Origin of the sequence: Labrenzia sp. PHM005, assembly GCF_006517275.1 — a bacterium.
Lineage (GTDB): Bacteria > Pseudomonadota > Alphaproteobacteria > Rhizobiales > Stappiaceae > Roseibium.
In genome coordinates, this window is record NZ_CP041191.1 from 4,534,806 (window position 1) to 4,558,917 (window position 24,112).

Annotated in this window: 24 protein-coding genes; 12 read left to right on the plus strand and 12 right to left on the minus strand. The window is 56.4% G+C overall.

The window, feature by feature from the left end; all coding sequences use genetic code 11:
• Window positions 1–68: 68 nt before the first annotated feature.
• Both fabD and FJ695_RS20490 read right to left on the minus strand, forming a co-directional pair.
• A complete protein-coding gene (fabD, locus tag FJ695_RS20485) occupies window positions 69–1,013 on the minus strand; it encodes an ACP S-malonyltransferase (protein ID WP_141187165.1) in 945 nt (314 codons plus the stop codon).
• 301 nt (window positions 1,014–1,314) lie between these two features.
• Window positions 1,315–2,868, minus strand: a complete 1,554-nt coding sequence (locus FJ695_RS20490) for a lipase family protein (protein ID WP_168206438.1) — start codon at window positions 2,866–2,868, stop codon at window positions 1,315–1,317.
• A gap of 850 nt (window positions 2,869–3,718) precedes the next feature.
• On the opposite strand from FJ695_RS20490, the gene rpsF reads away from it, so the two are divergent.
• The 4 genes from rpsF (at window position 3,719) to FJ695_RS20510 (ending at window position 6,987) form a co-directional block, all read left to right on the plus strand.
• On the plus strand, window positions 3,719–4,165 hold the full coding sequence (gene rpsF, locus FJ695_RS20495) for a 30S ribosomal protein S6 (protein WP_141187167.1): 447 nt from the start codon (window positions 3,719–3,721) through the stop codon (window positions 4,163–4,165).
• Window positions 4,166–4,171: 6 nt separating this feature from the next.
• Entirely contained in the window at window positions 4,172–4,420 is a 249-nt protein-coding gene (gene rpsR, locus FJ695_RS20500) for a 30S ribosomal protein S18 (RefSeq protein WP_133950346.1), read from the plus strand.
• A gap of 121 nt (window positions 4,421–4,541) precedes the next feature.
• Window positions 4,542–5,129, plus strand: coding sequence for a 50S ribosomal protein L9 (gene rplI, locus FJ695_RS20505; protein ID WP_141187168.1), 588 nt, complete (start codon window positions 4,542–4,544; stop codon window positions 5,127–5,129).
• 373 nt (window positions 5,130–5,502) lie between these two features.
• On the plus strand, window positions 5,503–6,987 hold the full coding sequence (locus FJ695_RS20510; protein WP_141187169.1) for a replicative DNA helicase: 1,485 nt from the start codon (window positions 5,503–5,505) through the stop codon (window positions 6,985–6,987).
• A gap of 62 nt (window positions 6,988–7,049) precedes the next feature.
• On the opposite strand, the gene FJ695_RS20515 is transcribed toward FJ695_RS20510, so the two are convergent.
• Complete coding sequence (locus tag FJ695_RS20515) at window positions 7,050–7,658, minus strand: GNAT family N-acetyltransferase (protein WP_141187170.1); 609 nt, start codon at window positions 7,656–7,658, stop codon at window positions 7,050–7,052.
• 224 nt (window positions 7,659–7,882) lie between these two features.
• On the opposite strand from FJ695_RS20515, the gene alr reads away from it, so the two are divergent.
• The 7 genes from alr (at window position 7,883) to FJ695_RS20550 (ending at window position 14,437) form a co-directional block, all read left to right on the plus strand.
• The gene (alr, locus tag FJ695_RS20520; protein ID WP_141187171.1) at window positions 7,883–9,025 is read left to right on the plus strand and encodes an alanine racemase; all 1,143 of its coding nucleotides are present in this window, start codon (window positions 7,883–7,885) and stop codon (window positions 9,023–9,025) included.
• Window positions 9,026–9,039: 14 nt separating this feature from the next.
• Entirely contained in the window at window positions 9,040–10,434 is a 1,395-nt protein-coding gene (radA, locus tag FJ695_RS20525) for a DNA repair protein RadA (protein ID WP_141187172.1), read from the plus strand.
• 70 nt (window positions 10,435–10,504) lie between these two features.
• Window positions 10,505–11,119 carry a CvpA family protein gene (locus tag FJ695_RS20530; protein ID WP_141187173.1) on the plus strand — a complete coding sequence of 205 codons (615 nt, stop codon included), beginning with the start codon at window positions 10,505–10,507 and terminating at the stop codon, window positions 11,117–11,119.
• A gap of 79 nt (window positions 11,120–11,198) precedes the next feature.
• Entirely contained in the window at window positions 11,199–12,671 is a 1,473-nt protein-coding gene (gene purF, locus FJ695_RS20535; RefSeq protein WP_141187174.1) for an amidophosphoribosyltransferase, read from the plus strand.
• A gap of 18 nt (window positions 12,672–12,689) precedes the next feature.
• Window positions 12,690–13,418: an SDR family NAD(P)-dependent oxidoreductase gene (locus FJ695_RS20540; RefSeq protein WP_141187175.1), complete on the plus strand. Its 729-nt coding sequence runs from the start codon at window positions 12,690–12,692 to the stop codon at window positions 13,416–13,418.
• 35 nt (window positions 13,419–13,453) lie between these two features.
• Entirely contained in the window at window positions 13,454–13,993 is a 540-nt protein-coding gene (locus FJ695_RS20545) for a GNAT family N-acetyltransferase (RefSeq protein ID WP_168206440.1), read from the plus strand.
• A gap of 72 nt (window positions 13,994–14,065) precedes the next feature.
• Entirely contained in the window at window positions 14,066–14,437 is a 372-nt protein-coding gene (locus FJ695_RS20550) for a VOC family protein (RefSeq protein WP_141187177.1), read from the plus strand.
• 188 nt (window positions 14,438–14,625) lie between these two features.
• Here the strand turns inward: FJ695_RS20550 and FJ695_RS20555 are convergent, their stop codons facing one another.
• The 6 genes from FJ695_RS20555 to FJ695_RS20580 all read right to left on the minus strand — a co-directional run bounded on the left by FJ695_RS20555 (window position 14,626) and on the right by FJ695_RS20580 (window position 21,172).
• On the minus strand, window positions 14,626–15,426 hold the full coding sequence (locus tag FJ695_RS20555) for an inositol monophosphatase family protein (RefSeq protein ID WP_141187178.1): 801 nt from the start codon (window positions 15,424–15,426) through the stop codon (window positions 14,626–14,628).
• Window positions 15,427–15,511: 85 nt separating this feature from the next.
• Complete coding sequence (gene der, locus FJ695_RS20560; protein WP_141187179.1) at window positions 15,512–16,939, minus strand: ribosome biogenesis GTPase Der; 1,428 nt, start codon at window positions 16,937–16,939, stop codon at window positions 15,512–15,514.
• A 157-nt stretch (window positions 16,940–17,096) separates the two neighbouring features.
• Window positions 17,097–18,440, minus strand: coding sequence for a PQQ-binding-like beta-propeller repeat protein (locus tag FJ695_RS20565; protein ID WP_141188847.1), 1,344 nt, complete (start codon window positions 18,438–18,440; stop codon window positions 17,097–17,099).
• Window positions 18,441–18,445: 5 nt separating this feature from the next.
• Window positions 18,446–19,129 carry a tetratricopeptide repeat protein gene (locus tag FJ695_RS20570; RefSeq protein ID WP_141187180.1) on the minus strand — a complete coding sequence of 228 codons (684 nt, stop codon included), beginning with the start codon at window positions 19,127–19,129 and terminating at the stop codon, window positions 18,446–18,448.
• Between the two features lie 210 nt (window positions 19,130–19,339).
• Entirely contained in the window at window positions 19,340–19,915 is a 576-nt protein-coding gene (locus FJ695_RS20575) for an NnrU family protein (protein WP_141187181.1), read from the minus strand.
• Window positions 19,916–20,038: 123 nt separating this feature from the next.
• Window positions 20,039–21,172, minus strand: coding sequence for a Gfo/Idh/MocA family protein (locus FJ695_RS20580; RefSeq protein ID WP_141187182.1), 1,134 nt, complete (start codon window positions 21,170–21,172; stop codon window positions 20,039–20,041).
• 270 nt (window positions 21,173–21,442) lie between these two features.
• On the opposite strand from FJ695_RS20580, the gene FJ695_RS28510 reads away from it, so the two are divergent.
• Complete coding sequence (locus FJ695_RS28510) at window positions 21,443–21,928, plus strand: DUF3429 domain-containing protein (protein WP_168206441.1); 486 nt, start codon at window positions 21,443–21,445, stop codon at window positions 21,926–21,928.
• Window positions 21,929–21,956: 28 nt separating this feature from the next.
• Here the strand turns inward: FJ695_RS28510 and FJ695_RS20590 are convergent, their stop codons facing one another.
• Genes FJ695_RS20590 through FJ695_RS20600 form a run of 3 tightly spaced genes read right to left on the minus strand, consistent with a single transcriptional unit; the run spans window position 21,957 to window position 24,059 of the window.
• Window positions 21,957–22,373: a Fur family transcriptional regulator gene (locus FJ695_RS20590; RefSeq protein WP_141187184.1), complete on the minus strand. Its 417-nt coding sequence runs from the start codon at window positions 22,371–22,373 to the stop codon at window positions 21,957–21,959.
• Between the two features lie 2 nt (window positions 22,374–22,375).
• Window positions 22,376–23,200: a metal ABC transporter permease gene (locus tag FJ695_RS20595; RefSeq protein ID WP_141187185.1), complete on the minus strand. Its 825-nt coding sequence runs from the start codon at window positions 23,198–23,200 to the stop codon at window positions 22,376–22,378.
• Entirely contained in the window at window positions 23,190–24,059 is an 870-nt protein-coding gene (locus FJ695_RS20600; protein WP_141187186.1) for a metal ABC transporter ATP-binding protein, read from the minus strand. The genes FJ695_RS20595 and FJ695_RS20600 overlap by 11 nt, the downstream gene beginning before the upstream one ends.
• Window positions 24,060–24,112: the final 53 nt, after the last annotated feature.

The window sequence follows — 24,112 nt, forward strand, 5'->3', positions numbered from 1 at the left end:
TCCTTGCGTTTCGCGCCGTTTGGCACAGGCCTTGTGTCAGGCCGAATTGAATTGGGTCTATTTGAAAATTAGCTGGAGAGTTTTTCGATCACGGCGTCAATATCATCCGGTGAATTGACGGCCATGCCGGTCGCTTCTTTGGTGATGCGCTTGACCATGCCGGTCAGGACTTTGCCGGTACCAACCTCAACGAAAGTGGTGACACCCTCACCCGCCAGCCATGAAATGCTTTCCCGCCAGCGCACGGTTCCTGTCACCTGCTCAATGAGGCGATCGCGGATGTCTTCCGGATCTGTGATTGGGGCCGCCAGAACATTGGCGACCAGCGGTACGCTTGGCGCTTTGATGTCAGCATTGGCTAGTGCTTCTGCCATAGCGTCTGCCGCAGGCCCCATCAAAGAACAATGGAACGGTGCGCTGACCGGCAAAAGTACAGCACGGCGGGCTCCCCGGGCTTTGGCGATTTCGACGGCGCGCTCGACAGCAGCAACATGGCCGGAAACCACCACCTGGCCCGGCGCATTATCGTTGGCGGCCTGGCAGACTTCGCCTTGAGCGGCGTCATTGGCGATTTCCACTGCAGCGTCGAAGTCCAGACCCAGCAAAGCAGCCATGGCGCCCTGCCCGACCGGCACGGCGTTCTGCATGGCATCGCCGCGCACACGAAGGAGCTTTGCAGCCGTTGCCACATCCAGGCTGCCGGCAGCCGCCAGCGCGGAGTATTCGCCGAGTGAATGTCCGGCGACAAAGGAGACGGAAGATTTCAGATCCAGGCCCTTGGCTTCCAGAACCCGCATGGTGGCGAGGCTCACTGCCATCAGCGCTGGCTGGGCATTGGCGGTGAGCGTCAGATCGCTTTCCGAACCATTCCACATGATGTCGGAGAGTTTCTGATCCAGTGCGTTGTCCACCTCATCGAAAACGACTTTGGCTTCCGGAAACGTATCAGCGAGAAGCTTGCCCATACCAACAGCCTGGCTGCCCTGGCCCGGGAATGTAAATGCGGTGGTCATCTGGAATAGTCTCCGAATTGGCTGCGCTTGCGGGTCTTTTGTTTTTTGGCCCTATGTCAACGCGGCAAAGAAGAGAGTGTTAAGGCAGCCTCTTGACAAAAGGCCGCATGTCTTGGCGGCAGGCTATGAAACGGACCGGGGCAAAGTGTCAAGAGCTGAGGGTGAAGTTTCCGGAAATTCCAGGCCCATTCACACTGAGTGTTATCTGCCTAAACATCCGCCAGCAGCTCACTAGTACTATTGAACCAATCTGCAGAGGGCGGAATAGCCAATACCTTTGTCAAACGATCAATGCACTACATCACCTTGCAGCGATATCCGCACGAAGCGCGGCATCTTTTTCGAGACGCTTGGTATCGAACCAGATGTTTTTGCTCTCATAATAAGTCGTTATCGACGCCACGAGTTTTTGGAACTCGGCTTCGGTGCCACGCTTCTTTTTGTCCCGCTGAGGATTGATGTCTTCCATCGAGACATAGCGGATCGCCAGGGCCGGGATAACTGGATCCTTCAAGCTTTCCAGCATGTAATCCCGGATCTGACGCTGCTCATGTGCACTGAAGTCTGGCCGCGACACCGCATCAAAGGCTTTCGGTTTGTTGACGTAGACGGTTTTGCCAATGTGTTTGCCGCCGATGAATTTTTCAGTCGTGATCGGATCCTTGGAATTGAGCACCCGGAAACCCGCTGGAGTTTGCGTGTCTGAGAGACGTGCCAGAATGGTTGGGTCGGTGACCTTAATCGCATTGCGGTCAACAGGATTGAATGCTGTCGCAAACTGCTCGGACTGCAGTTTTTTGACGGTAAGCGCCGTTGCGAAATCCTGATCACCCGTCCGCGGCGCGCCATACGTCAGAAGTTTCAGGTTTTGCCATGGCCAGTTTTTTAGCGCACTGGGCATAGCTGGTCCGCTTCCGTCGGGACCATAGCGGTTTCCGAGCAAGATTGCCGCTGAGAAGTGCTGAGCCAGTGCTCCACCCAGACTGTGTCCGGTGACAAAGATGTTTTCAGGTGCCTTGCCCTTTTTGAGCGCGGCCGCCTTTTGAAGACAGCGTGTCAGTTGCGGAAGTATGGATTGCATACTCCGCGCAAACCCCCGGTGGACGTGCCCTGTTGTACTAATGAGAGCGCCTCCTTGGCCCGCCGACAATTTGTTATAGCCGAGATCGGTTATCCAGTCGGGATTGCCCTTTGCGTCGCCGTCGCTGAAGGACTGGACTGCGGCCCGGGCGGCGGATCCGCTGCGGCTGCCGCGAAAGGCAATATGTGCATCGTAATCGCCGCTGTCTTTCTGGCGCAACAGGATAAAGCCCATCAGGCTTTGCGAGTGTGGCTGCCCCTCTTCGCCCTTGTCTCCAGTTCCGCCTTCGAATGCGAGCAGAATATCGGAGCCATCCCGGTTCCGTCGGGCATGTTTGCGGCTTATCTCTGCCATGGCAGAGGCTGTTTCCGGTTTGCCGGCTGGCCGGTAACAGATGTAACCGCGACTGATGCGACCGGTTATTTCTTTTGGCGTCAGATATTCGGTCCAGGTGCCAGCTGCATTGGTGATCGTGTCGGACCACGGATGCACGAGGCCATAATCGTAGATGATCGGGTCGTGGGTCGGATTGTCGGCATAGCCGTTCAGCGCCCCCGGTCCACGATAGCCCTTATGTCCTTTGCTGCGCGCCGTTTGGGACGCCCCCTGGTCCTTCGCCCAGGCATGCACCTTGCCCATCATTGCCGTGCGCTCGGCCTTATCGGCAGCCAGCTCCTCGTAATAAGGATCAAAGGGCCAAACCAGGCTCTGCCCATAGAGATGATAAGCAAGGATCGACAGGTCGAGGTGATAGACAAGCGGATGATACGGCATATCCGTTGTCTGTGCTGATATTGGGCCCGGATCTTGGTTGTACTCCGAACCTGTCGATACACACGCGGAGAGAACCGATAAAGTGAGTGTCAGGACGCCATAAAACCTGATCCCAAAAACAATCCGTCTCAAGACTGGCCGCATCGCTTCGCCCCCTCACGCTCCACGCCCTATTGTCAATTGAGCAGTCTTCTCGTCAGATCCCCTCGTGTCAAACCCCACTTACCTAGACCGCTAGGTCCTGCCCCTCAAAAGAGAGAAAGAACCAGGAAGTTTCAGCGCAGTGTTTTGACGGCAGAGTTGACCACCGCTTTATCCATTCCCGGAATTGAAACGAGGAGGTGGCCGGTCATGCAGATCAGCCAATAACACTCAGAACGGATAAACTAGGTGGCCTCATAAATGCACAACGAGCTAAACACTAAACACATAGCCCGCGCCCAAAATCAGCAACCCGCTGATACACACAACACCAACAGCTAAAAAGAAAAACGCTTGCTTTACCCGCTCTTGATTGGACATGTGACACCTTGCACAACGGACTGACGAGAAATCCTTATCGGAGGGTTGTTGCATCATTGCGGGGCCGCGCTGGAAATTCTATTCGACTAAATACATAGCCAAATTTGCCGTTGTTCTTACCCCCGCTTGCATTTTGCCGAAAAAAGAGTATAAGCCGCGCTTCATCCGGGTTTGGCCGGGGGCTGAACGGAAGGGCGTTTGCCAGGATATCTTAAAGATCATCCGACTTCCCGTGTTCCCACTCCCGTAAGATTTCTCGTTGCCTTTCCGGGTTTACGAGGAGGCTTTGCGCCGAACCCGTGTTGTCAACCGAAGGAAAGGCTTTTCCATGCCTCTTTATGAGCACATCTTCCTGGCCCGCCAGGACGTTTCGGCCCAGCAGGTCGAAGCTCTCGTCGAACAGTACAAGGGCCTGATCGAAGGCGCTGGCGGCACTGTCGGCAAGGTGGAAAACTGGGGTCTGCGCACCCTGGCATACCGCATCAAGAAAAACCGTAAGGCTCACTACACTCTGATGAACCTGACCGCACCGCATGCCGCGGTTGCCGAGATGGAACGCCAGATGGGCCTCAACGAAGACGTTCTGCGTTTCATGACCTTCAAGGTCGATGAGCTGGACGAAGAGCCGTCTGCAATGATGCAGAAGCGCGACCGTGACGACCGTGGTGGTCGTGGTGGCCGTTTCGGCGACCGCGGTGGTGACCGTGGCGGCCGTGGTGGCGATCGTGGTGACCGCGGCGGCGACCGTGCACCGCGCAAGGCTGAAGGGGAGTAAGATATAATGGTTGATATTTCACAGACCCCAAGCCGCCGTCCGTTCTTCCGCCGCCGGAAGACCTGCCCGTTCTCCGGTGCTAACGCTCCGAAGATCGACTACAAGGACATCCGTCTGCTGCAGCGCTACATCTCTGAGCGCGGCAAGATCGTTCCGAGCCGCATCACCGCGGTGTCCGCGAAGAAGCAGCGTGAACTGGCCCGTGCGATCAAGCGTGCCCGCTTGCTCGGCCTGCTGCCGTTCGTGATCAGCTAAGCACCTCCTCCTATGGGAGATGCCCATCTGCCGGGTCCGCCCGGCAGACCCGTATTGGGACCGCGGGCAAACGGTCTCTAACCGCCACTAATAAAGGTGGCGGGACAGTAGGAGAAAATCCATGCAAATTATTCTTCTTGAGCGTATTGCCAAGCTTGGCCAGATGGGCGACACCGTAAAAGTGCGCGACGGTTACGCACGTAACTTCCTTCTGCCGCAAGGCAAGGCGCTGCGCGCCAACAAGGCGAACCTGGAGCGTTTCGAAAACGAACGTGCCCAGCTGGAAGCCCGGAACCTTGAGCGCAAGTCCGAAGCTGAAGCTGTTGCCGGCAAAATGGACGGCGAAGCACTGGTCATGATCCGCTCTGCTGGTGAAACCGGTCAGCTCTACGGTTCAGTGTCCACCCGCGACATTGCTGAAGGCCTGACAGCAGCTGGCTTCTCCGTCACCCGTGGACAGGTTGAACTGCGCAGCCCGATCAAAACCATAGGCCTGCATTCAGTTCTCGTGCAGCTGCACCCGGAAGTCGAAGTTGGCATCTCTGTCAACGTCGCACGTTCTGAAGACGAAGCAGCCCGCCAGGCAGCTGGTGAAGATCTGACCGCACCGGAACAGGACGTCTTCGAATTTGAAGAAGACGACGAAGAAGAAGGTGAAGGCGAAGAAGCAGAAGCAACCGAAGAAGCGGTTGCCGAAGACGAAGCCTAATCGGCTCTGTACGCTTCAAAAAAACACAATCTGAAAACGGCGTCCTTCAGGGCGCCGTTTTTGTTTGCCGGCTCGTATTTTTTATCAATCCTGCAAAGCAAGCTTCAACTGCAAGGTTCACATCCCACCACAAGGCATTGATAGCATTTACACTTTGTTAACTTTTTGCACCATTTCCCAAAAAATATGTTTATTATCAATAACTAACCAGCAAGCCGTTGAGTCTTCTATGACCTTCAGAGTCAAGCAGGTTTTGAATTTTTCCCCGCTGACCTGTGGACGCCAGTGGGAATCGTGGCTCACCGTTTTTGCTGCTTGAGCCCCTCCGGATCTGCCGCTATTTCCAGTACACCAAGTTGATCGGGGGCGGGTAATGAAGGGCACACTACAGAAGGTCGAGACAGAAGAAGACGTCCAGCGTCTGGCACCGCATAATGCGGAGGCCGAACGTCAATTGCTGGGTGCGATTCTGGTCAACAACGAGACCTTCTACCGCGTCTCGGACTTTCTCGAGCCGCACCATTTTTTCGTGCCCCCTCATCAGGACATCTATGAAAAGATCAGCCATTTGATCCGGGCCGGCAAAACCGCCTCTCCGATCACGCTGAAAACCTTTTATCCAGCCGATGCCAAGATCGCCGACCTTTCGGCGACCCAGTTCCTGCTGCGTCTTGCCGGTGATGCCGCCTCCGTCATCAATGCCGAAGACTACGGCCGCTCGATCTATGACCTCGCCATCCGCCGGAACCTCATCCGTATCGGCGAAGACATGGTCAACATTGCCTTTGATGCGCCGATTGATGTACCGCCGGAGCAGCAGATCGACGACGCCGAACGGCGCCTGTTTGAACTGGCCGAGACCGGCCGTAGCGAAGGCGGATTTGTTTCCTTTGGCGATGCACTGACAGAAACCATCGAGATGGCCCACGCCGCCTGGAATCGTGAAGGTGCTCTCTCCGGTATTTCAACCGGCTTGCGCGAGTTGGACCGGCTCATGGGCGGTCTGCAGCATTCGGATTTGATCGTTCTGGCCGGACGCCCGGCGATGGGTAAAACATCGCTCGCCACCAACATCGCCTATAACATCGCGCAGAGTTTTCAGGCGGAAGAGCAGCCGGACGGCTCTATGAAGACCGTCAACGGCGGTGTGGTCGGTTTCTTCTCTCTCGAAATGTCGGCCGAGCAGCTCGCTACCCGTATCATTTCCGAGCAAGCGGAAATCTCATCGTCGAAAATCCGCCGTGGCGACATTTCCGAAGCAGAGTTTGAAAAGCTCGCAGCTTGCGCTCAATCCATGCAAGTGGTGCCGCTGCATGTTGACCAAACAGGTGGAATTTCCATCGCGTCGCTAGTGGCCAAAGCGCGCCGCCTTAAACGCCAGCGCGGCCTTGATCTTCTGGTGGTGGACTATATCCAGCTGCTCTCCGGTTCCGCCAAGAACCAAGGCAACCGGGTTCAGGAAATCACCGAAATCACCACTGGCTTGAAGGCGCTTGCAAAGGAACTTCATGTTCCGATCATCGCGCTCTCCCAGCTTTCCCGCCAGGTGGAATCGCGCGATGACAAACGGCCAATGATGTCGGACTTGCGTGAATCGGGTTCCATCGAGCAGGACGCCGACGTTATCATGTTTGTGTTCCGTGAAGAGTATTACCTCTCCAAGACCGAGCCGGACGAAGGCTCACCGGAGTATGAGATCTGGCGCGACAACATGGAGCGCCTCAAAGGCAAGGCGGAAGTCATTGTCGCCAAGCAGCGTCACGGTCCGACCGGCACCGCGAACCTGCACTTTGAAGGTCAATACACCCGTTTCTCCGATCTGGCGGAAGAAGATCACATGCCGGAACGCTACGAGTAATCGCAACCGCCTTCGCCTTGTCGCTGCATTATTCGGCTCTACCAATCAGTCCGCGGCCTTGATCAACCTTTGTTTTCCAAGGCCTGCCATTGCGCGCGCGTGATCCGGAACCCTGGAACATCATTGCAATAGGCCCGGCGCATGCCTTCCGGGCGCAATCCGCATTTTTGCAGAACCTTTTGGGAAACAAGATTGTCAGAGTGTGTCACGGCGGCGATCTCGCCCAAACTTGTTTCTTCAAAACCGAATTTCAGCAGCCGGCGGCAGGCCTCTGTGGCGATCCCACGCCCCCAGGCTGAACGCAACAGAGTATATCCAACCTCGACTTCAGCGCTCGGATAGGCATCAGTGGCAACTTGCGAAGGATCGGCCTCGTAAGCCTCTAGGGGAAGCGGCAACAAAATCGCAGTCCCGAGTTTTTCAGCGCTGCGACGGTCTTCAATACACCAGACACCGATCCGACCGCCTGCGCCCCTTCGAACCGACGTTTCAAGCCTCTCGGAGACAGCTTCTTCCGGAACAGGCCCACCAATATACTGCATGACTTCCGGATCGGTCTGCAGTGCCGCTATCAAGCCATGATCCTCTAAAGAAAGTGGCCGCAGCCTCAACCGCTCCGTCTCCAGAACCAAACGAGATTCGCTTAACGGAAAGGCTGATGAAGCGCACATGGCTCACGGTTCTTTCAACAAAGGAAAGGTTTGTAATTATTTGAAATTCTATAGGTGCCTAGCTAGGGCCGCTACAACACTTATACGATAAAGAGCTCCCTATTGCCCGTCAAACATTCACTTCACGGCAAACATATTCTCAATTGGCGTCCGATCTTGGATTTGCGATAAATTGCTCCAGAGCTTTTTGAAAAAGCGATTCTTGAGTGGAGCCCTACCGCAACGTGCAAGACACCAGTCCCAATCCCTTTCCAGCGGACCTTTATGGCGGCCGTTTAACCATCGATACGGATGCGATCGCAGCGAACTGGTCTTCGCTGAAATCAAAGCTGACGGGTGGTGCAGAATGCGCAGCGACCATCAAGGCCAATGCGTATGGCACCGGTCAGACAGAAACTGCATTGCGGCTCCACCAAGAGGGATGCCGGACGTTTTTTGTCGCCGTACCAACGGAAGCCGTGTCCTTACGGCAAACCTTGCCAAATGCCACGATCTACGCGCTCGACGGCCTGTTCCCCGGCACAGCAGATCTGCTTATCCAGCACAACATCCGTCCGGTTCTCGGCTCATTGGAGGAATTGAAAGAATGGGCAGCAACCTGCACAGCGGCCGGACGAAGTTTTGACGCGGCTGTGCATGTTGATACCGGTATTCACCGGCTTGGGCTTTCAGGGGAAGAATTTTTGTCAGCCCTTGCCGACCCAAGCTTGATGGGGGCGTTTCAGCCGAACCTTCTGATGTCGCATCTCGCATGCGGATCCACCCCCGATCATCCGATGAACCGGACCCAGTTGCAAACCTTCAAGACCCTTACAGATCCCTTCAAAGGTATCTCACGCTCGCTCGCCAACTCCGCCGGTGTTCTGTTGGGAGAAGATTACCATTTCGATCTTGTCCGGCCCGGCATATCGCTGTTTGGCGGCCGGGCCTTCGATCACGGCGAAAATCCAATGCGGCCTGTTGCCAAAGTGGAGGTCCGGATCATGATTGTCCGCAACGTCCCCGCAGGAGATACCATCGGCTACAGCGCGGCAGAGACCGCCAAACGGCCCTTGCGCAACGCTGTTGTGGCTGCCGGTTATGCGGACGGACTGCTCCGGCGTGCCGGATCATCCGACGACCGACCCGGCGGTTTTGCCATGATTGGCGATCATAAGGTGCCTATTTTGGGCCGGATTTCCATGGATATGATCACACTTGATGTTACGGATATTCCCGAACATCTGGTCAAGCGCGGCGCGTTTGTGGAAATGCTGGGGCCAAATGTTGCAGCGGCCGATCTGGCAGCTTATGCGGAGACCATCGACTACGAATATTTGACAAGCCTCGGACGGCGGTTTGAACGCGTCTACGGTCCGCTGGCTTGATAGGAGCTGCCTGAATGGCCCGCCGGTCTACATCCTTTGTCTGCCAGTCCTGTGGCGCCGTGACCGCCAAGTGGGTCGGCCGCTGCGAATCCTGCGGTGAATGGAACACCATTGTTGAGGAACAAACCGGCGGCGGTATTGGCGGCGGCCCCAGCCGGGCCTCCAAGTCCAAGGGCCGTGTGGTTCCGCTTGTCGGTCTCTCCGGCGACACCAAAGAAGCGCCGCGCATTCAAACCAACGTGGCCGAACTCGACCGGGTGACTGGCGGCGGGTTTGTTCGTGGCTCTGCCCTGCTGGTCGGCGGGGACCCCGGCATCGGCAAATCGACGCTTTTGATCCAGGCTGCCGCTCAGCTCGCGAGCCTCGGCCACAAGACTGTCTATATCTCCGGCGAGGAAGCCATTGGCCAAGTGCGTCTGCGCGCCGAGCGGCTCGGCCTGGCCGACGCTCCGGTCGCTTTAGCTGCCGAAACCAGTGTGGAAGACATTCTGGCCACGCTGGAAGCGGACACAGCGCCCGCAATGCTCATTTTGGATTCGGTGCAGACCCTTTGGACCGATCAAGTGGATTCGCCGCCCGGCACCGTCACCCAGGTGCGCGCCTCTGCCCAAGCCATGGTGCGCTACGCCAAGAAAAACGGCACCACCCTGGTTCTGGTCGGCCATGTCACCAAGGACGGCCAGATCGCCGGTCCGCGCGTGGTCGAGCACATGGTGGATGCGGTGCTTTATTTCGAAGGAGATGGTGCGCATCAATACCGTATCCTGCGGTCGGTCAAAAACCGTTTTGGCGCGACCGACGAAATCGGTGTCTTTGAGATGACCGGCAAGGGGCTGGTGGAAGTTTCCAACCCCTCGGCACTGTTTCTTGGCGACAGAACCACCTCCGCCCCAGGATCTGCCGTGTTCGCCGGGCTTGAAGGCTCGCGGCCGCTGCTGATCGAAATTCAGGCGCTGGTGGCCCAGTCCTCACTCGGCACACCGCGGCGCGCGGTCATTGGCTGGGATACCGCACGTCTTTCTATGATCCTTGCTGTGCTGGAAGCGCGCTGCGGTGTACGGTTTTCACAGCATGATGTCTATTTGAACGTGGCTGGCGGATTAAAGGTCAATGAACCGGGCGCGGACCTGGCAGTGGCCGCCGCCCTCGTCTCTTCACTCAGCGGGCTTGCCCTTCCGGCCAATTGCGTCTATTTCGGCGAGGTCAGCCTGTCGGGGGCAATCCGGCCCGTGGCACAGGCCCAATCCAGGCTCAAGGAAGCTGAAAAACTCGGCTTCGATCAGGCCTATTGTCCGGAGGGCAACCTCAAGGACGGTGCTGCTTCCGCCTTCAAGGCGGTGGGATTGCCGGAACTTGGGGACTTTATTGCCAAAATGACGGTAGAGGCTGGCGCACAAGGGGCTTCCTGACGCATGATCAGGGTGGTCTGAGACTTTAGTTTTGCGCCTTGGAGCGCCAGATAGAGGATTTTTCAGAAACATGCCGATTACGCTGCTGGACGGACTGCTTCTGGTCATCATGCTCATCTCGGCGGTTCTGGCGATGATCCGCGGCTTTGTCCGCGAAGTTCTGTCGATTGTCTCCTGGGTCGCTGCCGCCATTGCCGCCTTTTTGCTCTATGAGCGCGTGCTGCCCTACGCCAAGCAATATATTGCGCAAGACCTGGTCGCGATGGGCGCTTCAGCTGCCGCGGTCTTCTTGGTGACCCTGATCGTCGTCAGCTACATCACAATGCGCATCTCCGACTTCATTCTCGACAGCCGCATCGGCGCGCTCGATCGCACTCTCGGGTTTGTCTTTGGTGCCGTGCGCGGCTTGCTTCTGGTCGTCGTGGCCATGATGTTCTTCAACTGGTTCGTTCAGCCGGAACAACAGCCAGGCTGGGTCCAGAATGCTAAATCCCTACCGATCCTGTTATCAGTCGGTGAACGGCTTGTCGCTATCTTGCCCGAAGACCCGGAAAAAGCGATTCTGGACAAGATCCGGGAAAATGAGCTAACAGGCAGCCAACGCTCGAGCGTTCCGGCTGAGGAGCCGGCTTACAGCGACTCTGAACGCCAGGGCCTGGAGCAGCTGACATCGGACAGCAACTGACGCCGCATGGCGGCGCCTGAACAGATTACTTAGAAATCCGGACCGGCCCTTGACCGGCCAGAATGAAGGAGAGGTCGCCATGACTGGCGCAACCGATTTCCACGAGCCGTTCGACATCAATGGTGATACCTTGCGTGAAGAATGCGGGGTTTTCGGCATTCTCGGCCATGAGGACGCCAGCGCGCTGACAGCGCTCGGCCTGCATGCGTTGCAGCACCGCGGCCAGGAAGCTGCTGGGATCGTTACCTTCGACAATGATCAATTCCGGGCTGAACGCCATCTCGGCCTCGTCGGTGATCACTTCTCTGATGCCGACACCATCGGCCGCCTTACCGGCCGCGCGGCCATTGGTCATGTGCGCTATTCCACGACCGGTGAAACCATCTTGCGCAACGTGCAGCCGCTGTTCGCTGAGCTGGAAGGCGGCGGCATCGCCATCTGCCACAACGGCAACTTCACCAACGCACTCACCCTGCGCCAGCAACTGATCCGCGATGGCGCAATCTGCCAATCCACCTCAGATTCAGAAGTCGTTCTCCAGCTGGTCGCCCGGTCCCGGGAACAGAAGATCGTCGATCGTTTCGTCGAAGCCATCACCCAGATGGAGGGCGCTTACGCACTGGTGGCGTTGACGTCAAAGAAACTCATCGGTGCCCGCGACCCGCTCGGGATCCGGCCTTTGGTTCTTGGCGACCTCAACGGCGCACCAATCCTTGCCTCGGAAACCTGCGCGCTTGATATCATTGGCGCAAAGTTCATCCGTGAAGTGGAAAACGGCGAAGTCATTGTCTGTACGTCTACCGGCATTGAGTCCTTTTTCCCGTTCGGCAAGCGCCCTGCCCGCCCGGACATCTTCGAATACGTCTATTTCTCGCGTCCTGACTCCATCGTCGGCGGACGCAGTGTTTATGATGTGCGCCGGGACATGGGCCGGGAACTTGCGCGTGAATCCCATGTGGGTGCTGATGTGATTGTTCCGGTACCGGACAGCGGCGTTCCGGCGGCGATCGGCTATAGCCAGGAAAGCGGCATTCCGTTTGAACTCGGCATTATCCGAAATCACTATGTTGGCCGCACCTTCATTGAACCGACCCAGCAGATCCGTGCACTTGGCGTGAAAATGAAACACTCCGCCAATCGCTCGCAAATCGAAGGCAAGCGCGTCGTGCTTGTCGACGACAGTTTGGTGCGCGGCACGACATCGGTGAAGATCGTGCAAATGATCCGGGATGCCGGTGCCAAGGAAGTCCATTTCCGCCTTGCCAGCCCGCCGATCAAACATTCTGACTACTACGGCATCGACACACCGGTCCGGGAGAAGCTGCTGGCTGCAAAGTACGGGCTTGAAGAGATGTGCAACTACATCGGAGCCGACAGCCTTGCGTTCCTCTCGGTTGACGGGATTTACCGTGCGGCCGGATATGAGGGCCGTGACAACGACAATCCACAGTTTACCGACCATTGTTTTACCGGCGACTATCCAACGCCGCTGACTGACCTCTCTGAAGATCAGGATTTTGTCAGTGCACCACGCCTGGTCGAGGTCGGCTAAGGACATTTTGAGACTCTAATGACTAAAGATTTTGAAGGCCGTGTTGCGCTTGTTACAGGCGCCTCACGCGGTATTGGCTATCAGCTGGCCAAACAGCTCGCATCCCGCGGCGCCCATGTGATTGCGATTGCCCGCACTGTGGGCGGTTTGGAAGACTTGGACGACGAGATCCAGGCCGCTGGCGGTCAAGCGACCTTGGTTCCAGTAGATTTGATGGACTATGACGCACTCGACCGTTTGGGCGCGGCGATCTTTGAACGCTGGAAGAAACTCGACATTATGATCGGCAATGCCGGCATGCTCGGCGTCTTGTCGCCGCTTGGCCATATCAGCCCGAAAGACTTTGAAAAGGTTATGGCGATCAATGTGACCGCCAATTGGCGTCTGATCCGCTCGCTCGATCCGCTGCTGCGCCAGTCCGATGCCGGGCGGGCCCTGTTCCTAACCGCAGTCCAAGCCAACACCTGCACCGCCTTTTGGGGCCTTCAGTCGACCTCAAAAGCCGCAGTTGAAGCCTTAGCTCGGACCTGGGCCAACGAAAGCCTTCAGACCAAAATGAAGATCAATCTGGCTGACCCTGGTCCGACCCGCACGGGCCTGCGCGCCAAGGCCATGCCCGGTGAGCCGACAGAAAACCTGCCCGAACCTTCCCTGGTCGCCAGCGAGCTCTTGGAGTTGGTCAAGCCGGAGGTTCTGGAAACCGGCAAACTCTATGACCGCGTCAGCCGGGAATGGGTTTCGTTTTAGACGGCCCGGACGGGGCCGATGTGGAGAATTCAATCATGTCGCCCCTTTCCACCAACAGATTGACACTCAGACAATTTGAGATCGCAGACACCGAAGCCTTTGCAGCCCTGAATGCAGACCCGGAAGTTATGGCTGACCTCGGACGTCCACTCTCGCGACCTGAAAGTGACGCCAAGCTGGACCGGTATATTGCCGCATATGAACAAACCGGCTTTAGCCGTTATGTGGTTGAAAACAAGCAGGGCTCCTTCCTAGGCTATACCGGACTTATGCTCCGCAACTTTGCCCCTCTCGGTCTTCATTACGATCTAGGCTGGCGCTTGAACCGTGCCGCTTGGGGACAAGGCTATGTCACCGAAGCAGCAACTGCCGTTATCAAGAGTGCATTGTCGCACCCGGCGGTTCCAGAAATCCTGGCCTACACAGGGCCAGATAATGTGCGTTCGCAAAACGTCATGCGCCGGCTGAAACTTAAGCGCCGTCCCGAACTCGATTTTTCAATGAACCTTGAGACGATGACCATGCCTTGGTATGGCTTTGTCTGGTCTGCAGCCGCAAACGATAGTTTGATCTAGTACACCCTTGTAAGCTGTAACCATATGCTGCTTTGATGCGTTTTTGGCCTCAAATTTGAGAAAGGCGAAAACATGCAACTCGGAGCCTTTTCCATCAGCTTGACTGTTAAAGACATTCAAAAATCAATTGCGTTTTATGAGGGTCTTGGCTTTTCAACCCTTGGCGGATCGGGCAGTGACAACTGGGCCATCCTGAAGAACGGTGAAACAGTTATCGGCCTGTTTCAGGGCCTGTTTGAGAAAAACATGCTGACGTTCAATCCGGGCTGGGATCAAAGCGCCCAGGCGCTGGAAACTTATACGGACATCCGAGACCTGCAGAAGTCCCTCAAAGACAAGGGTTATGCTTTTGTTCAGGAGGTGGACGAGACATCCAATGGACCGGGAAGCCTCATGCTGCTCGACCCGGACGGCAATCCAATTCTGATCGATCAGCATGTTTGATGTCTTTCGGGCTATCCTGCGTTGAGAAAACTTCAAGCACGGTGTGTTCCCTCTCCCTGTGGGAGAAGGCAAGGGTGAGGGAGCAATCCTCTCAAGGAATAAACATCTATCCCCTCACCCGGCGCTTACGCGCCGACCTCTCCCCCTCCGGGAGAGGTGATTTTTGGCGATCTCAATAAACCCGCCGCCTACTCCGCCGCTTGTAGCGGGGCGAAGGAACTTTCGGCAATTTCCGTAAGCTCGCCAAAGACACCTGGCGCTCCGGTGACGACTCTGGTGCCGTGGTAAAGCGCGTGATTGATATCCTGCTCTTGCACTTGCCCGCCCGCTTCCTGGATGAGCAGCATGCCGGCCAGGCAGTCCCAGGCGTTCATGTGGGACTCGATGTAGCCGATCAGACGCCCTGCGCCCGTATAGGCGAGCATCAGGCCACCGGACGCATTGCGGAAGAAAACGCCGCCTTTGGAGACCAACGCTCCAACCGCATTGACCGCGTCAGTCACTGACGTACGGCCATTGAAGCCCACGCCAACCGAACCAACCGAAACGCTGTCGCTGTCCGACACTTTAATAGGTTTGCCATTCAAAAAGGCGCCGCCGCCAGCGAGCGCTGAGAAAGTTTCACCGGCAACCGGATCATGAATGACACCGAGCAGTGTCTGGCCCTGTTGTACGCAGGCAATAATGACGCACCACTGCGGTATTCCGGTGACGAAGTTGGCCGTTCCATCAATTGGATCAATGACCCAAGTGTAGCCACTCTCGCCTTCCTCCATGCCATGTTCTTCACCGAGGATCCCATCGTCTGGATACGTTTTTGCAAGTTCTTCCCGGATTAGGGTTTCAACATTCCGGTCTGCTTCACTCACAAGATCCTGATGGCCCTTTTGCGTGATTGTCAGCGTGTCGAGTTTCTTGAAATAGTCGAGCGCAACAACGCCGGCCTTCTGTGCAAGAGCTTCGGTAAAAGCGAGCCGTTCCGATGGCATAAAGGATCTCCTTGAAACGAAGGATAGAACAATGTGTCCCGGCAGAGAGCGCCGGGACTAGAAATCACAGCAAACACTGTGCGGGTTATTGAATTTTCCGTTTTTTCTTCGGTGCGTAGGGATTGTCACCCTTGCGGTAGGACAGCCGGATCGGCGTTCCCTGTATGTCGAACTTCTCACGCAAGGAATTAACGAGATACCGCGTATAGCTTTCCGGCAACTGCTCGGGCCGCGAGCTAAAGGCCACAAAATGCGGCGGCCTGGTTTTGGGCTGCGTCATGTAACGGATGCGTACCCTGCGGCCGGCAACGGCGGGCGGCGGGTGGCTGGTGGTTGCCCGCTCAAGCCAGCGGTTGAGGCCGGCGGTCGAAACACGGGCATTCCAGGCGTCATAGGCGGCAAAAACACCTTCAACCAGCTTGTCGATCCCCTGCCCCTGAATACCTGAGAGTGTCACAATGCGAACACCACGGATCTGATTGAAATAACGCTCGTTGGCATCCCTGATTTTTTTCCAGGCCGCTTCCCGGTCCTCAATGAGATCCCATTTGTTGATCGCGATCACCAGCGCCCGGCCTTCGCGGGCCACAAGGTCGATGATCTGCAGATCCTGTTTTTCAAACGACATGGTCGCATCCAGCGTGACGACGACAACCTCGGCAAACTTGATCGCCCGTAGGGCGTCAGCGACAGAGAGTTTTTCCAGCTTCTCCTGGACCCGTGCCTTCTTCCGGATGCCAGCGGTATCAAACAGTTTGATGTGCCGGTCGTGCCAGGTCCAATCGACGGAAATGGAATCCCGGGTAATGCCGGCTTCCGGTCCGGTCAGCATCCGGTCCTCGCCCAGCATCCGGTTGATCAAAGTGGATTTACCGGCATTTGGCCGGCCCACAATGGCAACACGGAGAGGCCGTTCTTTTGTTCCGACCGGATCTTCGTCATCGACGATTTCACCGTCTTCATCAACGTCAACGTTGGTGACGGCTTCCTCACGGCGGGCGTCTTCTTCTTCCGTGACCCGGTCAACATGCGGCTTCAGCGCATCATAGAGATCGGCCAGGCCCTCGCCGTGTTCGGCAGAAATTGCGATCGGCTCTCCAAGGCCAAGGGAATAAGATTCATAAAGGCCACTTTCACCAGCGCGCCCCTCAGCCTTGTTGGCCAGAAGGATCACCGGACGGGTGGTCTTGCGGGCAACATCGGCGAAATGCGCATCCAGCGGTGTCACACCCGCACGCGCATCAATCACAAACAGAACCGCATCGGCTGTTTCAATGGCCTCTTCTGTCTGGCGGCGCATGCGACCTTCCAGCGAAGTTTTGTCCGCATCTTCCAGACCGGCGGTGTCGATGATGGTAAAGCGCAGATCGCCCAACCTGGCCTCGCCCGGACGGCGGTCACGCGTTACACCCGGTGTGTCGTCAACCAGCGCCAGGCGTTTGCCGACAAGGCGATTGAACAAAGTGGACTTACCGACATTCGGCCGTCCGACGATGGCGACAGTAGCGCCCACGGCAGTTACTCCTGACAGGCGGACATTTCGTAAGTCCGGCCTTTGAACAAAACTCAGAACACCTTACCCCTGCCCGTCCGGACAAGGATAAGGTGCTCAGATACACTAGATAGATCAGCTTTTAAATGCCTGGCCATTGGAGCCAAGCGCCCGTGATCTAGTTGAAAGCGGCCACACCGTCTTTACCGGTCAGCACAACAACACGCCCACCGGCAGCAATCGGTGTGACGAACACATCCGTATTGGTCCGTTGGGTGGTCATGATCTGACCGGACGCTGCATCCACCATGGCAATCTGACCATCGCTGGCAAAGGCAACCAGCGCACCATTTGCCAGTACCGGTCCTGCCCAATTGCGGCGGCGCTTTTTCTTTTCCGGCTTGGGCAATTGCGTCGCCCACATGGTCTCGCCGCTGTCCTTGTCCAAAGCGACCATCCGGTCGTCCAGATCAACCATGAAAAGTGCGTTGCCCGACACAACTGGCGTATGCACACTGCCAAGATTTTGATCCCAGCGGCGCTGGCCGGTACGTGCATCTACGGCAACCGTTCTGCCAGCCACGCCGGTTGCATAGACCAGTTTTCCTGAAACAACCGGACTTGCCGACACATCAGCCAATCCGGACAGAGCAAGTGTCCGGAAACCACGGGCCACCCCATCAATCCACTCTGGCTCACCCGACTTGATGTTGATCGCCATGATTTCTCCAGAGGAGAAAGGCACGATCACACGGCCACCAGAAATTGCCGGATTGGCAGCGGATAGAACTCCCGCAGTTTCCTCGATCCCGGCAAAAGTCCAGGCCACGCTGCCATCTTCCTGAGAAAATGCATAAACTTCGTTGGATTGGCTCACAACAAAGACGTGCCCATTTCCGGCCGACGGTGCGCCCCGCGCGGGGGTGTCCATTTCAGCGGTCCAAATCACCCGGCCGGACCCGGCCTCCAGAGCAGCAACCTGGCGATAACCGGTGGCTGCGTAAACAACACCGCCATCGACAACCACGCCGCCACCTGGCCCAACATCACGCTCGCCTTCCGGACGCAAATTCTGCGTCCACTGGCGGCCACCTGCCGTCGACAAAGCGACGACTTCACCGTTGGGCTTATAAACATAAATCCGGCTGCCATCACTGACCGGGCGTGATGAAATCCGCAATGCGGAGGACGTCAATCCACGGCCGGATGTTCCGACATTGGCCTGCCAGGCCCGGCTGCCGGAGACAGACACCGCCACATTGCCCGGGTCATTGGTTTGCCCGCCACCGGCACTTGTCCAAGTTTGACCACCACTTGCCGGGCCAATCTTCGCAGCCTTGCCCAGTGTTTGGGCTGCCGGGTCAACACCATCAAACACCGCTTGGCGTTCGCCAGGGAGGATTTTCTCCCGGCTAAAGGGATTGATCGAGCCGCTGAATTCGCTGACTGCGCCGCAACCGGTCAGAAACACCGACAGCGCCAGGGTCCCAAGAACGGGGCCCTTGACCGATTGTTTGATCATATCAATCACTGCGAAGTACCCTCACCCGCCTCAGATTGTGCGCCGGTTTGTCCCCGGATAAGGCTCGCCAAAAGCGTTACACGCTGGCTGATGCCCTGTGGGGTTTCGGTGTCATCTTCCAATGCGGAAATCCATTTAAGCGCTGTCTCGGCATCACCGCTTTTCCAAGCGCTCACAGCAAGCAGCTCGCGGGCCGCCGCGCGGAACGCGCCGGTGTCACCGGTCAAGCCCTCGATCCGGTCGGCAATCGCGGTATAGTCTTCCAGATCCACCGCGATATAGGCACCGCGCAAGGATGCGATATCCCGCAGGGATGGTGCTAGGCTGTTATCGCGTGCCAACGCATCGAACTCCGCCAGCGCTGCCGACGCATCGCCGGAGTTTGCCAGATCGGATGCCCGGCGCATTTGTGCCAGTGCCGGATATCCACCGATGGCTCCATCCAGCTCGCCATAGAGCGCGGCTGCTTCCGTGTATTGCCCTGCTTCTGACAAGCTGACTGCTTCTAAAAAAGTATCGCCTGCGGTTTGCGACTGAGTTTCCTGCCAGTAGAGCCAGCCGCGGTATCCGCCCGTGCCAACTACAATCAGGACAGCAACGCCGATGATCCAGGCCCCGAAACGGGTCCATAGCCGACGGTACTTCTCATGGCGGATGTCCTCATCGACCTCACGAAAAATATCAGACATGCGTGTCTTGTTCCTGCATTCACTCTACTGCGCCGGTCCGGTTCTCCGGATTGGCTACCTCACCAAGGAGCGCACATTATCCATTTGATCCGGCTCGGGCAATTCCCCGACCGGGCTTTAAGCTGCCCTTCGTGGCGCAAGTGGGGCAACTGCCCACAAAAAGGTGTTTTTTGCGAAGTTCGCTGTGGGCCGAAAGCGCCTCAGAGCGCTTTACCCCACCGGAACACCAATTAAAAGCACATGAAGTTTCCAAGAGAACAGACCATAGATCACCAACCCAGCAAGAATGACGCCGATATCGGAGTACCGGCCGGGCTGAGCTACCGCCTCAGCGGCACCGCTAGGCGCTCTACGCTTGACCGAGATTCGGTCGACGACGGCCCAGACCAAAAAACTGCCAAACAATAAAACAGACGCCAGATCGCCATTGGCCAGCAAATGCGAGAATGCCCAGAGTTTCACAGCAACCAGCATCGGATGCTTCAGTGCATTTTTTATCCGGCAGGGAACATAGGCAGCCACTAGAAAAATGAACACTGGCACCATGAATAGCATGGTGACGTGGCGCAGCCAGAACGGCGGATCGTAAACAATGAAAGGTCCTTCGGCCCGGGCGGCACCATAGCCATAGATGATCAGACCAAAACCAATCGCAGAAATAAGCGAAAATAAGCCGCGGTATCCATTCGGTCCGAGTTTATCTTCCAATGCGGCCTTTCTAGCTGGAAACACCGGCAGAAAATGGCATCCTAAAAACAGAATCAGTCCGGCAATCAACAGCAGCATGCCCGATCTCCCTCAATGCTCGTGCGATGGACCGGAAATTGTTCGCGCCAGTCCACGCGAGGACCATAAAAGCGGCCTAACGGACCTGCAACTGGAATTCCCATTGCATTTTAGAGAGTTGTATTACCGCATCAGGTCTTCGGCTTCGACGGCGGACAGTGGCGCCGGGCGGGTCGCAGAATGCGTAATATCTACGGTCTGACCGGTCGCACCTGCATTACGGATTGCTTCAATCACTTCAACCGAATGTAACGCCCGCTCTATGGTGCAGCGAAATTCTCCGCCGATTTGCAGCGCGCTCACCATATCCGCCAAACCTGCGGCACGATAGCTTGCCCGTTCACGGCCACGGCTGGTGAGGTTGGGACGGCTGAACGGGTGACTTTCTGTATCGAGGACTTTGCGCTCACCACTCTTGGTCACGCATACAACATCACCTCCGAAGAAAACCGGATCTGGCAGAAAAAGCGTACCTTCAGTTCCATAAAGTTCAATTGGCGTGTGGGCGTGGGCTTCAACATCCCAACTGGCCAGGAACGATATCAATGCTCCAGTTTCAAACATCATCGAAGCATGGACAGTGGTCGGCACTTCAACATCAATCGATGTACCTTTGCGCGAACCGAACCCGATTTTTCGCGAAGTCTGCGGCATGCTGTGCATGGCGCATACCCTTCGGACCGGGCCGATCAGATTGACAAGAGCGGCAAGATAATATGGGCCAAAATCCAAAACAGGGCCGCCGCCAGCTTTGTAGAAAGTCTCCGGGCTTGGGTGCCAGGTCTCGATACCACCCGTCATCGCGTGGCATGTGCCTCCGATGACTTGACCAATCAAACCATCGTCGATGGCCTTTCGTGCCGATTGCCAGGCCCCGCCCATAAAGGTGTCGGGTGCACAGCCCACCTGAAGGTTCTGTTGGCGCGCAAGATCCATCACCGCTTCGCCTTCGCTCAATGTCGGCACAAGAGGTTTTTCGGAATAGACGTGTTTACCGTGTGTGAGTATTTCGCGAATGACCATGCCATGTGCATCAGGAGTGGTCAGATTGACAATCAGATCTACGTCCTCAGCCATCAAGAGATCGTGCACCGTCTCCAGACGGATGCCGTTTTCTGAAGCGCGGACTTGTGCGGCATCCCGGTTCAGATCGGCGCAGGCCCGTATTTTCAGCCCTTGAAACGCTGGAATCAGATCAAAATATGGTTTGGAGGTTTTGCCACACCCCAAGATGCCAATTCCCACCTCTTCCACCATTGAGCCTTCTCCGGTGCAACCCGAAATCTTGCTGTTCAATTAGACACCACTGAGGGTGTTTCTATCAATCCAGGTAAATTCCACGAGGCAAAGACTGCGATCATCAGAGCGATGGAAACCAAGCATCCGCTTGGGCCCTTTGAAGCACGTAACAACCAAAACGCGAATTGGCGTTTGCACCTACGGATCCCACCCGGCATAATAGCGCCAACATTTCCGTGTTGTGGGCATAACGGTTCAACCATTCGGCTTCGCCGAAAAGGTGTAATTATGCCAAAAAACCTAAACCTTACCTCTGAACAGATCATCTATCCCGATAGGATACCATTTACGGTCGGTTTTCTGACTGGATTAGGCCTTGTTCCGTTCGCCGCACTTGCTTTGGGGGCTGTATTTCTGCCACCGGACAGCCAGCAATCCGCACTCCATGCGCAGCAGTTATATGGGGCTGTGATATTATCATTTCTTGGCGGTATTTATTGGGGCTGGGAGTTGGCCGTCGCCTATGTGCAAACCAGGCCAGTCTCTTCAACCCGGCTTATTATCGGCGTCCTGCCATCAGTCTTTGGCTGGTTCGCCCTCTTGCTCCCAGGGGTCTATCCTGCGCTTGCGCTTTCCGCCTGTTTCTGCGGATGCCTTGCATATGATTTATGGAGAACGAACCGGCATCTCGCCCCCAGATGGTATCCGGCGCTCCGAATCCCTGTCACGGTCGCTGTTTTGGTCGCACTGATTACACCTGTATTTCCGGCTTAGAGTTCAATCTCATTTATGGGTCTGAACCCTAACTGGCCGCTTTGTCAGAAGCTGAACAATAGCTGCAAGTGCCGCGCAATTCGATCGTGGTGCGTGACAACTGAAACTCCTGACTCTCCGTCCAGCTAAGAAGATGCTCCATGGCCTGATCGGGCGCAAACTCCAGAACGTTGCCGCAAAGGTCACAAATCGCAAAAGCAGCGGTCTTGTGGTCCGAACACCCCTTGTGCCGGCACGCCACAAAGGCATTCAAGCTTTCCAACCGGTGTACGAGGCCGTAATCGACCAATTTATCCAGAGCCCGGTAGACTTGAAGCGGCGCCCGGAACCCATTGTCGCGCAATTCATCCAAAATCGCATAGGCGGTCAGCGGACCACTTGCGTCCGATAATCTGCCGAACACGAGCGCCTGGTTTTTTGTCAAATCAGGATGGGCATGCGCCATGTTCAGGTTTCTCCCCGGTTTCCTGCTGTCAGTTTTTGTATCAGTTGCCGAATCGGGACCAGGCTGAGCACAAAAAGCAGCATAGCTGCAACCACAATCGACGGTCCGGATGGCGTGTCATAGTGAAGCGAGCCATACAACCCGACTACAACGGCGATCACCCCTGCAAGACCGGCAAGCAGCGCCATTTGTTCAGGCGAACCTGCCCAGCGGCGCGCAGCTGCAGCCGGCAGGATCAATAGAGCGGTGATCAACAATGCCCCAATAATCTTCAAAGCGATGGCAATGACAATAGCGGTCAGAAGCATGAACACGAGTTCAGCGCGTTCCGGGCGCAACCCCTCCCCGTCGGCCAGGTCTGGACTGACAGTTGCTGCAAAGAGACTCCGCCAGATCAGGATCAATCCGGCCAAGACCACGGCTCCGCCACCATATATCATCGCGATATCGAGCCGGGTGACCGACAAGATATCGCCGAACAATAACCCCAAAAGATCAACTCGAACCCAGGTCATAAAGGCAAGACAAACCAGGCCAATGGCCAGCGCAGAGTGGGATAACAACCCAAGTAGGGCGTCAGACGGCAAGGTATCCCCCTGCCTTAAGGCCAAAAGCATTAAAGCCAAGACAATGGAGACCGCCGCCACGGCTAGGGTTGTGTTGACATCCAAAAGCAATGCCAGAGCCACCCCCAACAGGGCCGCATGAGATAAAGTATCCCCGAAATAAGACATCCGCCGCCAAACCACAAAGCAGCCAAGCGGACCTGCCACCGCGGCCACGCCAACCCCTGCAATCAGAGCCCGTGTGAAAAAATCATCTAACATTGCTCAGGCTACCTGCAGCCGTTCTTTCTGTTTTGCTGTCTGATGCAATCACAGTGTCATCTGCCGCCTCAGAACCGTGCTCACCTGGGCAATGATCGCAGACCGTTCCGTCTGAATGGCGCACCGTGCCATCCGGCAAATGTTCATGGTCATGATGATGCTCATACATTGCAATGGAACCACCTGCCCGTGTGCCAAAAAGCTGGTGGTAGTTGTGGTCTTTGCTGACGTCTGAAGGTGTTCCGCGGCAGCAGACATGACCATTCAGGCAGATCACCTGATCGGCGGCTGCCATGACCACATGAAGATCATGAGAGATCATCAGAATCCCGCAACCAAGGGTCTTTCTGATTTCTGAAATCAGGTCGTAAATGGCGATCTCGCCTGCATAATCGACTCCCTGCACGGGCTCATCCAGAACCAAGAGATCGGGCGCCCTGGCGATGGCGCGTGCCAACATGACCCGTTGCAGCTCCCCACCAGACAACGTGCGCATCTCCTCATCGAGCAGTCGGGCAGCACCTGTATTCTCAAGAGCTGTGAGACATTCCGAATCGGTCAGCGGATTGGTCAGGCGCATAAACCGGCGCACTGTTAGAGGCAAAGTCCAGTCGATGGAAAGTTTTTGCGGCACGTAGCCAACCACAAGCCCGCGGCGGCGGGTGGCCGTGCCCTCCGTCGGCTTATGAATGCCGAGTGCCATCTTTGCTGTTGTTGATTTGCCGGAGCCGTTCGGCCCGATCAACGTCACGATTTCGCCTGAGGACACAGTCAAATCCACGCCCCGGACCAGCCAGGAACTGCTCTTCCGAATACCAGCGCGCTTGAGCTGCACCAGCGTGTCGGCTACGTCATTCATCAATCACCGCCTTTTGGGTGACCGGAAGCCACCTATGTAATATTATTACATAT

What these genes read in the sequence shown, in the direction of transcription:
- fabD (WP_141187165.1), bottom strand. Translation starts at nt 1,013, where the DNA reads ATGACCACCGCATTTACATTCCCGGGCCAGGGCAGCCAGGCTGTTGGT.
- FJ695_RS20490 (WP_168206438.1), bottom strand. Translation starts at nt 2,868, where the DNA reads ATGCCGTATCATCCGCTTGTCTATCACCTCGACCTGTCGATCCTTGCT.
- rpsF (WP_141187167.1), top strand. Translation starts at nt 3,719, where the DNA reads ATGCCTCTTTATGAGCACATCTTCCTGGCCCGCCAGGACGTTTCGGCC.
- rpsR (WP_133950346.1), top strand. Translation starts at nt 4,172, where the DNA reads ATGGTTGATATTTCACAGACCCCAAGCCGCCGTCCGTTCTTCCGCCGC.
- rplI (WP_141187168.1), top strand. Translation starts at nt 4,542, where the DNA reads ATGCAAATTATTCTTCTTGAGCGTATTGCCAAGCTTGGCCAGATGGGC.
- FJ695_RS20510 (WP_141187169.1), top strand. Translation starts at nt 5,503, where the DNA reads ATGAAGGGCACACTACAGAAGGTCGAGACAGAAGAAGACGTCCAGCGT.
- FJ695_RS20515 (WP_141187170.1), bottom strand. Translation starts at nt 7,658, where the DNA reads ATGTGCGCTTCATCAGCCTTTCCGTTAAGCGAATCTCGTTTGGTTCTG.
- radA (WP_141187172.1), top strand. Translation starts at nt 9,040, where the DNA reads ATGGCCCGCCGGTCTACATCCTTTGTCTGCCAGTCCTGTGGCGCCGTG.
- FJ695_RS20530 (WP_141187173.1), top strand. Translation starts at nt 10,505, where the DNA reads ATGCCGATTACGCTGCTGGACGGACTGCTTCTGGTCATCATGCTCATC.
- purF (WP_141187174.1), top strand. Translation starts at nt 11,199, where the DNA reads ATGACTGGCGCAACCGATTTCCACGAGCCGTTCGACATCAATGGTGAT.
- FJ695_RS20540 (WP_141187175.1), top strand. Translation starts at nt 12,690, where the DNA reads ATGACTAAAGATTTTGAAGGCCGTGTTGCGCTTGTTACAGGCGCCTCA.
- FJ695_RS20545 (WP_168206440.1), top strand. Translation starts at nt 13,454, where the DNA reads ATGTCGCCCCTTTCCACCAACAGATTGACACTCAGACAATTTGAGATC.
- FJ695_RS20550 (WP_141187177.1), top strand. Translation starts at nt 14,066, where the DNA reads ATGCAACTCGGAGCCTTTTCCATCAGCTTGACTGTTAAAGACATTCAA.
- FJ695_RS20555 (WP_141187178.1), bottom strand. Translation starts at nt 15,426, where the DNA reads ATGCCATCGGAACGGCTCGCTTTTACCGAAGCTCTTGCACAGAAGGCC.
- FJ695_RS20565 (WP_141188847.1), bottom strand. Translation starts at nt 18,440, where the DNA reads ATGATCAAACAATCGGTCAAGGGCCCCGTTCTTGGGACCCTGGCGCTG.
- FJ695_RS20570 (WP_141187180.1), bottom strand. Translation starts at nt 19,129, where the DNA reads ATGTCTGATATTTTTCGTGAGGTCGATGAGGACATCCGCCATGAGAAG.
- FJ695_RS20575 (WP_141187181.1), bottom strand. Translation starts at nt 19,915, where the DNA reads ATGCTGCTGTTGATTGCCGGACTGATTCTGTTTTTAGGATGCCATTTT.
- FJ695_RS20580 (WP_141187182.1), bottom strand. Translation starts at nt 21,172, where the DNA reads ATGGTGGAAGAGGTGGGAATTGGCATCTTGGGGTGTGGCAAAACCTCC.
- FJ695_RS28510 (WP_168206441.1), top strand. Translation starts at nt 21,443, where the DNA reads ATGCCAAAAAACCTAAACCTTACCTCTGAACAGATCATCTATCCCGAT.
- FJ695_RS20590 (WP_141187184.1), bottom strand. Translation starts at nt 22,373, where the DNA reads ATGGCGCATGCCCATCCTGATTTGACAAAAAACCAGGCGCTCGTGTTC.
- FJ695_RS20595 (WP_141187185.1), bottom strand. Translation starts at nt 23,200, where the DNA reads ATGTTAGATGATTTTTTCACACGGGCTCTGATTGCAGGGGTTGGCGTG.
- FJ695_RS20600 (WP_141187186.1), bottom strand. Translation starts at nt 24,059, where the DNA reads ATGAATGACGTAGCCGACACGCTGGTGCAGCTCAAGCGCGCTGGTATT.